This window comes from Peribacillus sp. SIMBA_075 (genome assembly GCF_046534585.1).
On the sequence record NZ_JAWRYN010000344.1, the window covers coordinates 1 to 307 of the forward strand.

Here is a 307-nt window from a genome sequence, read left to right on the forward strand (position 1 = left end):
GCAGGATCTACCCAAATTCGTTCCCACTGCAACATCGATCCGTACATCGGTCTGAAAAACCTGGAAGCGACACTGGCTGCCATGGAAACCTTCAGCGGCAAGCTGCAATGTGAGGTAGTCGCCTTCCCGCAGCAAGGGCTTTTGCGCAGCAATCAGGTGGAGAACATCCGCCAGGCGCTGAAAATGGGTGCGACCTACGTCGGCGGTGTCGATCCGGCAACGGTTGACCAAAATATCGAAAAGTCACTCGCTACTGTTTTCGAGCTCGCGGTAGAAGCGAATGCGCCAATCGATGTTCATTTGCATG

Annotated in this window: 1 pseudogene; it reads left to right on the forward strand. The window is 54.1% G+C overall.

Features of this window, described 5'->3' with window-relative positions:
- Window positions 1-307: pseudogene (locus SB775_RS28510) on the forward strand (deaminase); the annotation flags it as partial.